Origin of the sequence: Emergencia timonensis, assembly GCF_900086585.1 — a bacterium.
GTDB lineage: Bacteria > Bacillota > Clostridia > Peptostreptococcales > Anaerovoracaceae > Senimuribacter > Senimuribacter timonensis.
In genome coordinates, this window is the sequence record NZ_FLKM01000009.1 from 998,193 (window position 1) to 1,011,284 (window position 13,092).

Here is a 13,092-nt window from a genome sequence, read left to right on the forward strand (position 1 = left end):
AATATGGAGGTATAGAGTATGTATTATCAATTAGATGAAAACGGATATCTCTGCGCCTATTCCTTTGATACAGTGCTCCCCGGAGGGGTGCTGTATCGAGGCAGGGTGCCGGAGGATTTTGACGAGGAAAGCTTTGACTGCTGGAAAATCGAAGAGGACACCTTGACTTTTGACGAGAGCAGACAGCGTGCCAGGCGAGAGGGTGCCTCTGATCGAGAAGAACTGGCAGAATTGATGGCCTGGTTTGAGCAGTACGACAGACAGGTCATGGAGTACCAGCGCTGCAGCCGCTTGGGACAGGCTTACGACAGAGATATCGATAAGCTGGACCAGGAGGCCATGGAAAAGCAGCAGCGCATCAGAGCGCTGAGAGAAAGGAGTGGACGCAATGCTGACCAATAAACAGATGCAGAAAAATCTGAAGTATTACAAGAATTATTACACAGGGGAAATCGACGGCATCGTCGGAACGCTGACGAAGACGGCGGTAAAGAAGTTTCAAAAGGAGTATGGATTAGTTCAGGATGGCATTTACGGCACAAAGACCGATGGGAAACTGGTATCTGTAGTAAAGCAGTGTCAGAAAGCGGCAGGTGCCACAGCAGACGGCATCATCGGTCCCGATACCATCAGCGCAGTGAAGCGCTTTCAGAAGAAAAACGGACTGACGGCAGACGGCATCATCGGCACGCAGACACTGAGAAAGATGAATTTGTCCGTAGCGCCGCAAGCTGACGCTGAAGTAAACTGGAGTGAAGTGAAGTATTTCGAGAAGGCGGAGTTCAAGTGTGACTGCAATGGCAAATACTGTGACGGCTATCCCGCTGAGATAGATGTGGATTTGGTGGAGCTCTTGGAAAAGGCCAGAACCCATTACGGAAAAGCGATGCAGATTACCTCTGGTCTCCGCTGCAAGAAACGAAACGCTGAGCTTGCAGGCTCTTCACCTGTGTCAAAGCACCTGGAGGGAAAAGCCGCTGACGTGTGGATTGTAGGCACGGCAGCAAACAACGCTGCGTTGGTCAAGTGGTTCCAGGCGCAGCCGGAAGTCAATTATTCCTATACGGGCTTTGGCGCAGTCCATGTGGATGTGAAATAAGCGCAGGTGAGGGGGAGCTTGATTGCAGGTTACAGCATTCGCTTACAATCTTTCGAGCGCCAGGGGGTACAAAGGCAATCTGCACTTTCAACGCGAAATCCAGTACGAAATATTACAGAAAAAAACTTGAAACCCACCGCGTTTTATCGCATAATAGTAATATTAGGTCGAGTATCGGACGAATCCTAAAATCCAATGGAATAGGAGATTTTACATATGCCAATTAAAGTACCAAACAATCTGCCGGCGGTGAAGACGCTGACAGAAGAAAACGTATTCGTGATGACGGATACCCGGGCAATGAGCCAGGATATCAGACCCCTTCAGATTTTGATTCTGAACCTGATGCCCACCAAGATCGACACGGAGACCCAGCTGACCAGACTGCTGGGGAACACGCCGCTGCAGGTGGAACTGGAACTGCTGCAGGTCAGCAGCCATAAGTCAAAGAACACCTCAGAGGAGCACATGATCGCATTCTATAAGACCTTTGATCAGATCAAGCACAAGTTCTACGACGGACTGATCATCACTGGCGCGCCAGTGGAACTGATGGAATTTGAAGAGGTGGAATACTGGGATGAGCTGTGCGAAATCATGGAGTGGTCCAAGCGCCACGTCCACAGCACCTTTCACATCTGCTGGGGCGCCCAGGCAGGACTCTACTACCACTACGGCATACAGAAGAGAACTTTGCCAAAGAAGATGTCAGGCGTATATAAACATACCTTGGATTACAAGAAGGGTATGCTGTTCCGTGGCTTTGACGATGAATTCTACGTCCCTCATTCGAGAAATACCACGGTAGACCGTGAGGACGTGGAAGCGGTGCCAGAACTGAAGATTATCGCCAGCTCCGAAGAGGCTGGGATTTATGCCGTCAAAAGTGAGAACGACCGGCAGATCTTCATCATGGGCCATTCCGAATATGACGCCGATACCCTGCAGAAGGAGTATTTGCGTGACAAGAATGCTGGGATCAATCCGGAGATTCCATGCAATTATTTTCCCGGCGATGACGACACAAAGGAACCGGTCGTCAAATGGAGGTCATCGGCAAACCTTTTGTACTGCAACTGGCTCAACTATTTCGTATATCAGACGACGACTTATGACCTCAATCAGATTGAAAAAGAGAACCACGCCGACATTTTCCAGGAGAAAGACGTCAACATCAAAGTGGCAAAGTTCGGCGGCACTTCCCTGGCCGATGCGGAGCAGTTCAAGAAATGCGCCGAGATCATCAAAGCGGAACCGGAAAGAAAATATATCGTCGTCTCAGCGCCGGGAAAACGGACCAAGGACGACGACAAGGTGACCGACCTTCTGATTGCTTGTGCCGAAAAACGCGGGGCGGAAGCAGAGGAATTTCTGCTGAAGATCCAGGCCAGGTATAAGGCTATGGTCAGACGCCTGCAGGTTGCAATCGACATCGACGCTGAATTTGCACAGATTACGGAGGCCCTTACCGATCCATCAAAGAAGGACTACATCATCAGCCGCGGCGAGTACCTGAATGGGAAGATTTTGGCCGCGTATCTTGGGTTTGAATTCATAGATGCCCTGGGCGCCATCTACTTAGATGAAGAAGGCAAATTTGACGAGGCGAAGACCAGGGAAGTCCTGGGCGGCTTGATGGCAGAACATCCATACGCCGTCATTCCGGGGTTTTATGGGACGACACCTGCGGGCGCCATCAAAACCTTCTCCAGAGGAGGCTCCGATATTACGGGCGCCATCGTAGCGGCGGTGGCGGGTGCAGACATCTACGAAAACTGGACAGACGTCTCTGGGCTGCTCATGGCGGACCCGAGAATTGTGGATCATCCTCTTAGCGTGCCGGTCATCACATACAAAGAGCTGAGGGAACTGTCTTACATGGGCGCTGCGGTCATGCACGAAGACACCATCTTCCCGGTCATCAAACTGGAGATTCCGATCAATATCAGAAATACCAATGAACCGGAGAACAACGGCACTTTGATCGTAAAGAACGCGGACTACTATCAGTCTAATCTCTCGATTTCCGGCATTTCCGGGAAGACCGGCTATACTACCATCGTCGTAGAAAAGGATAAGCTGGGAGAGAATCCGCAGATCAGAAGAGAACTGCTGGACCTCTTTGCAAGGCGGGGCGTTACCATCAAAAACATTTTGTCCGGCATCGATGCGTTGAACATCATCGTCCACGAGTCCGATGTAAAGGATCGTGAAGCAGAGCTGACAGCAGAAATAGAGAAGGTCATCAAACCGAACCGCCTCGCCGTGACCCACGACATCGCCATGATTGCCATCGTGGGCAGGGAACTGGGCACTTCGCCGGCCATCGCCGTAAAGGTGCTGGGTGCGCTGGCAAACAGGAAGATCAATATCAACCTGATCGACCACGGCTCAGAAAAAATCAACATGCTCATCGGCGTCTCAGGCGGCGATTATATCCCGGCGATTCAGGCCATTTACACCGAATTTACGAGCATATAGCGACAGAAGAAAATGTGAGTTATGGGAAACAGAGACTGTTTTCCATAACTTTTTTAGGAGACAAATATGATTATCAAAAAAGCAATACTACATATTTTGGATTTCAACTCTGACGTCTGTGTCTTTTCGCAGAAGGAGCTGGACATCACAGATTATGGTACAGGCGAATTCATAGAAAAGCATCTGACGAAGATTGTAGAAGACTCGGCAAAGAAAGAAGGAGAATTTCTGGAGTACAGCGTTTTCAAGCAAAGTCTGGAAAGATACGTCAGCGGCGGCAGCGACTTTACGGAGTTTTCCACTGGGGCGGGAACTTTGCTCTACGACCAGATTTCCCAGGCTGACGAACCGGAGTCCATGGACTTCCTCGTCTGTCAGTTCACCGATGAGAACGACGAATACATCGGCTTGCTGCTGTTGCCCAACAAAACCGCCTACACCCACCAGGTGGAAAGCGGAGATGACGGCGTAGCCAACAAGATTATCCGGTATTTTACCCTGCTGCCGAACACCAGCCAGAAGATTTCCTGCTATGCAATCGTCAGCATGAAGGATTACAAGGTGTCTCTCTGCGACAAGAAGCGGGAGATCAACGGCGAAGCCGTGGAAGTTTTGCCGGACAAAGTTCTGCAGTGCACCTTCCAGCCCTCTGCCAGGGAGACGGTGCGCATGATCAAGAAAATCACCAGCGAGGTGGCAGACGAATATGGCGCCAATTCCGCCATTGCTGTGTCCCGCGCAAAGAACTGCATCATCGAGAATTCGGAGCAAAACGTGCCATTTACCCCTTCCGATCTCTGTGAAGAGGTTTTCTATGACAATGAGGTCATGAAGAAGACCTTTAAACAGAAGGCCATGGAGGTGGACATCCCCGCTAAAATCAGCGTGGAAAATCCAAAGGTGGTCAAAAGCATCCGCAGCCACAAGATCAAAACGGACACGGGCATCGAGATCAAAATCCCCACAGACTACCTGGAAAACAGCAAGTATGTGGAATTCATCAACAACCCTGATGGAACTATTTCCATCCAATTGAAAAATATAGGAAAGATTGTGAACAGATAAATGATTTTGAACACAGGAAACAGGACAGATATTCCCGCTTACTACAGTAAGTGGTTTTACAATAGAATCAGAGATGGGTTTGTCTTTGCCCGCAACCCCTATAACCAACAGCAGGTAACCAGGTATCTGCTGGATCCGGAGGTCGTAGACTGCATCAGCTTCTGCACCAAGAATCCGGCTCCCATGCTGCCGGGACTGGCACAGCTTTCAGCTTTTCGGCAGTTTTGGGCAGTGACCATCACGCCTTATGGACGAGATATCGAACCTCGCGTGCCTGCAAAGGAAGTGGTGATGGAAAGCTTTTGCTGCTTGTCAGAGAAGGTGGGCCTGAACCGTATCAGTTGGCGTTATGATCCGATTTTCATTACGGAAAAATACTCTCTGGAGTTTCATCTGAAAACCTTTGCAGAGATGGCAGCGGCGCTGGCAGGTTATACCGACCACTGCGTCATTAGCTTTCTCGACCTCTATGACAAGACGAAACGCAATTTCCGAGAGGGGCGCAGTGTAACCAGGGAGGAGCGTTTTGCCATTGGGGAGGCTTTTGCTGCCATCGGAAAAGAGCACGGCATGGCCATCAAAACCTGTGCAGAAGGTGCAGAGCTGGAAGTCTTTGGTGTGGACACTGGCGGCTGCCAGACCAAAGAGGTGCTGGAGCGCGCCATCGGACTGCCTTTGACAGTGCCGGGAAACGCTATGACCCGCAGCGAGTGCAGCTGCGTGCTGGGAAGCGACATCGGGGCGTATAACACCTGCGGTCACGGCTGCCTCTATTGCTATGCCAACTACGACCAGGATACGGTGGAATCTAACATGGGCAAACACGACCCTTTTTCGCCGTTTTTGATCGGTGATTTTATGGACGGCGACATCATCAAAGCTGCCGAACAGGAAAGCTGGATCCAGCGGCAGGTGACGTTTGATTTTCTGTAAATGCTGTGAATCTAAGATAGGGGTGGGTGTATGTTGTAAAGTGCTGACGACCTGTAATGTTTTTTTGATTGTGAGGTGCAAAGACGTATCATAAAGTTATGATTTCTGTGTGGGAGAACGTGTGCGATGAAGAAATAAGAAAGGGTTTACTTTGGCGGAACTGCTGGTAGTCGTTGCAATACTATTGATGTGGAAGACAGGCTAAGGAAAAGTCGGAATTTATCTGTCCGAAGGACGGAACGTAAGTATTATGGAATGAAAGGAAACATACAAACTTGGAACGACCATCATTGCTGTGTTTACCATACAACGGGCACTTAAAATAACAGAAAAGAATATTCTAAAAATTACAAAAAAACACTTGATTTTTGCAAGAAATATGCTATACTCTACTTAAAGAAAGCGATAAAGCATACGTAGCAAAGAGAAAGCGACGAAGCAGGTTCGCTGGATGAAAAGTTAATGCAAATAGTAATGGAAGGGGTGAGTCCACCAGAAGTGTTTGAACAGCAGAATAGATAGTACCAATTGCGTATTGTAGGGCTTATGGTTATCCGTATGGAAAGCAAGAGTCAGGGAAATAATAATAAGCAATTGGTACTATCTTTTTTTGCCTTAAAAACGTAAATGCAGATTTTAGAACCTTGACAAATTCTTAAGATTTTCTTAGGTTTTCGTCATATAGTTGCAAAGCGCGTCCTCCTGCTATATAATTATATAGAAATTAGCGATATTTGGGTAGGGACGTTATGCAGATTAAGACAGATAAATTTAGCGAGTGGTATCAAGCGCATATGGAGAAGTTTATTCCAAGCTATGCGTTTTTTTCTTTGATTTCGTGCTTTGCTGTGAATTGTCTGGTTTACTGGGCGACACAGCTTTTGGCATCGGGAATGTATCATTATGATTTGACGACCGCTTTTGATCGGGCAGTGCCTTTTGTACCGCAATGGGTCAGCATTTACATTCTCAGTTACCCTTTTTGGGTGATTAGCTATGCTTTGACTTCAAAACATAATTCCAAAGAATTTTGGTATCGGTTTGTTTTTGCCGATATCCTTGCCAGAGTCGTCTGCGGCGTCATCTTTGTAGCTTTTCCAACTACCAATATCAGACCAGATGCCATGGGCGATGGGCTGCTGGACATGGCGATGGATTTCATTTATTTTATGGATGAGCCCTACAACCTGTTTCCATCGATTCATTGCCTTGCCAGTCTGATGTGTTATCTGGGAATTAGAAAATGTGATGATATTCCCAGGTGGTACAAATTGTCGACATTATTATTTGCAATATTGATCTTTGCTTCTACACAATTCACGAAACAACATTATATTGTAGACGTGGCTGGCGGTATCGCTGTTGCACTGATTTGTTTTGCAGTCAGCATGGGAACCAACGGATATCAAAAATTGATGGCCTGCTTTGACCGGCTTAATCAAAGAGTGTTTGGAGAAGTAATAGATGAAGAATAAGAAAAAGACACTGATAAATATCATATTCTTGGTGATTTGTTTCTGCGCAACCATGTATTATGTGTTTCACGACCAGGATTTTTCTGATATTATGATATATATGAAAGAAGCGGATTCACGATACTGGATTGTGGGGGTCGTTCTGGTCATCGCCTTTATACTCAGTGAATCAGTAATAATTTATTATTTGATGCGTTCATTGAGTCAGAAACCGAACATGAATCATTGCTTTCTTTATTCCTTTGTTGGCTTTTTTTTCAGTTTGGTGACGCCGTCTGCCAGCGGGGGACAACCGGCGCAGATTCTCTTTATGAAGAAGGATAAGCTGCCCATCCACCTGTCTACCATGGTACTTTTGATTGTCACGATTACTTACAAGCTGGTTCTGGTGCTCTTTGGCCTTGTAATTATGATTTTACGACCTCCCGTTGAGATGCAATTTTTGAAGCCGGCGATGCCGTGGGTTTACCTGGGAGTGGCACTGAATGTCGTCTGTGTTGGCGGCATGCTGGCTCTGGTTTTCTGCCCGGAAATGACAAAGCGGATGGTCATGGCGATTTTCCGCTGGGTCAAAAAAATCTGCAAGTCACCAAAGGTCGACGCCCTGGAAGGCAAACTGGATCATGCCATGGATGGATATCACGAGGCTTCGTTATATTTTCAGACGCATAAAGGGGTCATGCTAAATGTACTTCTTATAACGATTGTACAGAGATGCTGTCTGTTTTATATCACATACCTGGTCTTACTTTCCTTTGGTATCGACCAACTCGGAATGGTAGATGTGGTCGTATTGCAGGCGATGATTTCCCTCGCTGTAGATATGCTTCCGCTGCCGGGCGGCATGGGTATCAGCGAGCATCTGTTCCAAATTATATTTCTACCGATCTGCGGCGCCCTGCTTACCACACCTGCCATGATTGTAAGCCGCGGCATCAGCTATTATACACAGTTAATTATAAGCGCAGTCTTTACTGCAATTGCATATTTAATGATATTTAGAGGAAAAGAAGAATGATAGGATTTTATAATTACACGGTGATACTCACCTATATGAGCTTGATATCGGCTATATTGGGCATGACCTTTGCTACAAATGGACATTTTAAGCTAGCTATTTTCTGTCTGGCGCTGTCTGGATTTTTTGATATGTTCGATGGCAAAGTGGCAAGACGGAAAAAGGACCGCACGGATAACGAGAAATTGTTTGGTATCCAGTTGGATTCCCTATGTGATGTAGTTGCCTTTGGGGCATTTCCTTCTCTGCTCTGTTATTGCATGGGCGTAAAGGGAAGTTTAGGTATGCTGGCGATCGGTTTTTACTGTATTTGCGGCGTCATCAGACTGGCTTACTTTAATGTAGTGGAGACAAACAACTTCTTCTCTGAAGAGGAGCACGAAAAAGTGTATCACGGATTGCCGATCACTTCTATTGCCGTCATTCTGCCGGTGCTGTATCTGCTGCACTTCGTTCTGCCTTACACCTTCCCGGTGCTTTTGATGGTCATGCTGTTTGCGGTAGGGACACTGTTTATCGCTGATTTTAAGATGAAAAAACCGAGCAACAAGGTGTTGGCGCTGATTGTAGCGGTTGTGGCAATTGCGATTATCATAACCTTTGTCTATTCGAGATATAAGCTGATGAACGGTTTTGTACTGTGATCCGGAGGAATTCATGAGATGTAAAGATAGAGAAGGCAACTTTATAGGTGCAGATGATGGACAGGACAAGTTTTTGGAGAAGCTGTACAGCAGCAGGATTGGCCGCCAGATGGTGAAGGTTCTGATTCGCCCATCTGTGTCGAAAGCTGGGGGATGGTTTCTGGATCGGAAGATTTCTACCGTGGCTATCAAACCCTTTGTCAAAGCCAATGGGATCTCCCTGGAAGACTATGAGAAGAGTCGCTTCGACTCTTATAACGATTTCTTTACACGCAGAGTGAAGGCAGAACGCCGGCCTGTGGATATGGATTCTTCTCATTTAATTGCTCCCTGTGACAGCAAGCTGACAGCCTATCAGATTACTGAGGATGCAGAATTTACCATCAAAAACACCCTATATTCGATGGAAAGTCTCACGCGCAGCAAAAAGCTGGCGGAGAAGTACAGAGGCGGGTATCTGCTGCTTTTCCGTCTGACCGTGGACGATTATCACAGATATTGCTATGTAGATCGGGGGAAGAAGAGCGGCAATCACATCATCAACGGCGTCTTCCACACGGTGAATCCCATAGCAAACGATCACTATCCTATTTACAAGGAGAATACCAGGTGCATTTCCTTTTTAAAGAGTGCAAACTTCGGCACACTGATGATGATAGAAGTCGGCGCGCTGATGGTGGGAAAAATCGTAAATTACCACGAAGAAAAGATGGTGGAGCGGGGAGAAGAGAAGGGGCGTTTTGAGTTCGGCGGCTCCACGATCATTCTCTGTCTCAAGAAGGATAAGGCTGTCATTGACGACGATATATTGGAAAACAGTCGTCTGGGCATTGAAACAAAAGTCCGATACGGCGAGAAGATCGGAAAAAAAACGGAATAGACCTATAAAAAAGCTGTGACACCCAAGTGTTTTTGGGGCCACAGCTTTTGTGGTTATTACTCATTATTTTTTGGGGAATGACATGAGCTTTTCGTAGATTTCCGTGATGTCGTAGTTCGGGGCAAAGCCCTTTGCAGCGGTACAGACCTTATGGATATGGATTGGATCCTCATCGAGCTCCGAAGCAATCTGCGACACCGATTTGTTTTTGGCCAGTTTACGGCAGACGAGTTTGATTAGGGTTAGTTCTTCACCTTGCTCAATCCCCTGCTCAATGCCCTCTTTTTTAGCAAGAGAAAGCTCGGTGTTGCGGTCCAGTTCAAACTTAAGTTTTCGTTCGTTTCTCTCATAGGCAATCTCATCTTCTGTCAGGGCTCTGAATAGTTGTTCTGTCATTTTGATTGCGTCACCTCCTGATTGAATCAGATTCTGGATATAGTCTTCCTTCTTCTCGTCACCGGCAAACTTGAGATAAGCTGCTAGCTTTTCCACTGGATCAAGGTGATCCACAGGGGTGTTTGGCAAAATTTTGCCCAGTTCCAGGAAGTGCAGTTCCAGCCGATCCGAAAGCTGGATGCCGTCCTCCACCTCTCGCAGCCGAAAGACCGTGTGTAGCTTTTCAGTTTCTGGGAACAGAGTACCGTTGACGATGGAAATGACTATGCTTTTTTTCATTTTATCATATTTTTTGCCTTTTTCCAATGCGGAATTCACCAGTCTGCCGCCGTAATAGACGGAGCGGTCGCAGTAGAAGCTGAGATTTTTGTTTTGTACTTCAATATCGATGATCTCGTTGGAGCTGGTCAGCGCTTTGATGTCCAGGACTGAGTCCTTGTCGTCGTCATGGTCGCCATAGAAACCGGGGGCTTTAATCTGGATGTCGATGATCGGGTCTGTTTCTCGCTGCAGGATCACGTTGAGGACGGCGATAAGGGCCTGCTTGCATTCTTCAGTATCGCGGCTAAAGATGTAGTGGAAGACCCAGTCGTCATAGATGTTAAAATAACGCCGCCGATCGTTTGCAAATAAGGATTTCATATTCAGTAGACCTCTCTCGTATGTAAAAAAATAACTGTATATATTTTACAATAATGTAGTTGTATGGGGAAGTCAAGGGTAATTTAAAAAAGTTTTACTTAAGTGTTTGTAACTGTTATAATTAGTTTGGAAAAAATTACAAAATTTAGATAAGATAAAAAAGTGACTATCAAAAAGATCGTGTATTGTTAAACACCTAATGAAAGAATAGAGAAGCAGGGGCGCTGCATAAGATAACTAATTTTGTAATTTTTCTAATATTCGAATAAATGTATATATTCATTTTCTAGGGGAGATGGTATAATAGTGTCGTAATCTTATAACATTGTCGAGAAGTTGGAACTATTGAATCTTGACTTTTGATTCTATTCCAGAGGCATAGCCAAGATATAGTGACTATAACCTTGTGGTGTTTTTACAAGATAGATACATTGCAATGTGAATAACGTTTCTGTTTTACGGGAACGCATATTAGACAAAGCTTAAGAGAAGTAGTTTTTGAAAGATAGGATAAAGAAAGGTATGGAGACAATGAAAAAGACATTAGCGACACTTCTGTCGGTTTTGATGATTATCTGCATGATGCCAGGGATGACATTTGCGGGAGAAGATAATGCAACGAATGGAGATTTGGCAGATGCAACGATTAATGTAAGAACTAATAATCAGACTTTCACGGGCAGCGTGATTGATCCTGAAATTGAAGTCAAGATTGGAAATAAACTGGTCAGTCCTAATGATTATACTATAAAATATGTGAAGGAAGGCAATGTAGACAATTTAGAGATTGAGCCACAGGACTTGATAAATGCTGGTAATTATATAGTGAAAATTACTGCAGTCGAAAATGAGACAAATGGAATTTATGGAAGTCAAGTAACAAAAGAAAGTCTAGTTACTATCAAAGCTAAATCTTTGACTTCGGCAATGGTTACGCTTAACCAACACGAAGCAAAGTTCTATTATAATAAACGTGTACAAACTCCAGATGTAGAGGTTAGAGATGGAAATCAGTTTATTGAGGCTGTAAATTATGAAACTGTTTTACCAGAATCAAAAGAAGCTGGCGAATACACTGCAATTGTTAGAGGAAAAAATAACTATACTGGTGTTATACAAAAAAACTATAGAATAGAACCTAATTTTATTGTAGATACGACGAACATTACATGTCAGTATACTGGGTCTGCACAACAACCATATCCGAATGTATACAAATTTGATGAAGATATAAAAACGGCGACTCCCCTGGATCGTCAGATGTTTAAATATACTTGGAAAAATAATGTTAATGCTGGAAATCCTGTTTCAGCGGCTAAGCCAACAGTTGAAGTAACATATGTTGGAACGAGTGACCAATATAATGGGACAGTTGTGACCTATTTTACGATTGAACCATGCTCTTTGTCATATTATGATCTTGATATAACAATTCCGAACCAGACTACTTCAAATACAGTGATAAATGAAGAAATTAAATATAAGGGGAAGTTGTTAAAGAGATACGCAGATTATACGCTGAGTGTGAAAGATAATGTTGCGTATATTACTTTGATAGGAAATTATAAAAATTTTAACAATAAACCAATAACAAAGTCATTTACAACTGGAAAAAATGAAATAAATGGTGAAAACACATTAGTTAGCTTTCAGAAGTACGAGTATAATTATACTGGAGCAGCTGTGACACCAGTTCCAACAAACGTTACTTGGAAAGATATCTATGGAAAATCAATAACCTTAATTAAGGATGTGGATTATGAAGTGAGATATGAAAATAATGTAAATGCTGGTATAGGAAAAGCGATTATTAGTGGGAAAGGTGTATATTCTGGTACGCTGACAATAGATTTTACTATTTTAGGCAAAGACAATAAAGTAACAACAAAATATACAAGATATACGAAATATCTCAGTAGTAAAGCCTTCGTTCTCTCAGCAAAATCTCCTGGTGATGGTAATGGGTTCAAGTATACTTCAGATACTCCATCTGTAGCAATTGTATCTGCAAAGGGTATAGTATCAATTGTAGGTACTGGTGTGGCAAAAATAAAAGTTGAAACCATTGGAACCTCGGCATTTAATCCTGCACATAAATATGTTTACATTACAGTGAAACCCCAAACACCAAAGGTCACAACAACAGCTTTATCAAAGGGTAAAATTAGGGTAAAAATTAAAAAGGTAAATGGTACTACTAAATATCAGGTTAAATATGGATATAGCGGTAAATACAAAAATAAATATCTCAAGCATGTGAACAACAGTTACTTAACAACTTCGACTACAATTGCAGGTTTGAAAAAAGGAAAAAACTATTACGTGAAAGTTCGAGCTTATAAAATTACCTCTGATGGAGTAAAAGTATATGGCAACTGGACTACGAAGAAGATAAAAGTTATATAAAAAAATTTATGATAAAGGTGCCGTAATATAAAGTAAAACAGATGATTTGCTTT

Annotated in this window: 11 protein-coding genes and 1 pseudogene; 11 read left to right on the forward strand and 1 reads right to left on the reverse strand. The window is 44.4% G+C overall.

Annotated features, from left to right (window positions below):
• Positions 1-18: 18 nt before the first annotated feature.
• The 10 genes and pseudogenes from BN6539_RS15565 to BN6539_RS15605 all read left to right on the forward strand — a co-directional run bounded on the left by BN6539_RS15565 (position 19) and on the right by BN6539_RS15605 (position 9,595).
• Positions 19-402, forward strand: coding sequence for a hypothetical protein (locus BN6539_RS15565; RefSeq protein WP_067540608.1), 384 nt, complete (start codon positions 19-21; stop codon positions 400-402).
• Positions 389-1,099 carry a peptidoglycan-binding protein gene (locus BN6539_RS23125; protein WP_067540609.1) on the forward strand — a complete coding sequence of 237 codons (711 nt, stop codon included), beginning with the start codon at positions 389-391 and terminating at the stop codon, positions 1,097-1,099. The genes BN6539_RS15565 and BN6539_RS23125 overlap by 14 nt, the downstream gene beginning before the upstream one ends.
• A gap of 216 nt (positions 1,100-1,315) precedes the next feature.
• The gene (gene metA, locus BN6539_RS23570; protein ID WP_067540612.1) at positions 1,316-3,580 is read left to right on the forward strand and encodes a homoserine O-acetyltransferase MetA; all 2,265 of its coding nucleotides are present in this window, start codon (positions 1,316-1,318) and stop codon (positions 3,578-3,580) included.
• Between the two features lie 66 nt (positions 3,581-3,646).
• A complete protein-coding gene (locus BN6539_RS15580; protein WP_067540615.1) occupies positions 3,647-4,645 on the forward strand; it encodes a nucleoid-associated protein in 999 nt (332 codons plus the stop codon).
• Complete coding sequence (locus BN6539_RS15585) at positions 4,646-5,578, forward strand: DUF1848 domain-containing protein (protein WP_067540618.1); 933 nt, start codon at positions 4,646-4,648, stop codon at positions 5,576-5,578.
• Between the two features lie 133 nt (positions 5,579-5,711).
• Positions 5,712-5,783: pseudogene (locus BN6539_RS23495) on the forward strand (prepilin-type N-terminal cleavage/methylation domain-containing protein); the annotation flags it as partial.
• 544 nt (positions 5,784-6,327) lie between these two features.
• Positions 6,328-7,053, forward strand: a complete 726-nt coding sequence (locus BN6539_RS15590; RefSeq protein ID WP_227142503.1) for a phosphatase PAP2 family protein — start codon at positions 6,328-6,330, stop codon at positions 7,051-7,053.
• On the forward strand, positions 7,043-8,071 hold the full coding sequence (locus BN6539_RS15595; protein ID WP_067540621.1) for a lysylphosphatidylglycerol synthase transmembrane domain-containing protein: 1,029 nt from the start codon (positions 7,043-7,045) through the stop codon (positions 8,069-8,071). The genes BN6539_RS15590 and BN6539_RS15595 overlap by 11 nt, the downstream gene beginning before the upstream one ends.
• Positions 8,068-8,715 carry a CDP-alcohol phosphatidyltransferase family protein gene (locus tag BN6539_RS15600; protein WP_067540624.1) on the forward strand — a complete coding sequence of 216 codons (648 nt, stop codon included), beginning with the start codon at positions 8,068-8,070 and terminating at the stop codon, positions 8,713-8,715. Before BN6539_RS15595 ends, BN6539_RS15600 begins: the two co-directional genes overlap by 4 nt.
• Before the next feature lie 13 nt (positions 8,716-8,728).
• A complete protein-coding gene (locus BN6539_RS15605) occupies positions 8,729-9,595 on the forward strand; it encodes a phosphatidylserine decarboxylase (RefSeq protein WP_067540626.1) in 867 nt (288 codons plus the stop codon).
• Between the two features lie 63 nt (positions 9,596-9,658).
• Here BN6539_RS15605 and BN6539_RS15610 read toward each other — a convergent pair whose 3' ends face one another.
• The gene (locus tag BN6539_RS15610; protein ID WP_067540629.1) at positions 9,659-10,633 is read right to left on the reverse strand and encodes an Rpn family recombination-promoting nuclease/putative transposase; all 975 of its coding nucleotides are present in this window, start codon (positions 10,631-10,633) and stop codon (positions 9,659-9,661) included.
• A gap of 567 nt (positions 10,634-11,200) precedes the next feature.
• On the opposite strand from BN6539_RS15610, the gene BN6539_RS15615 reads away from it, so the two are divergent.
• Positions 11,201-13,039: a fibronectin type III domain-containing protein gene (locus tag BN6539_RS15615; RefSeq protein WP_207645106.1), complete on the forward strand. Its 1,839-nt coding sequence runs from the start codon at positions 11,201-11,203 to the stop codon at positions 13,037-13,039.
• Positions 13,040-13,092: the final 53 nt, after the last annotated feature.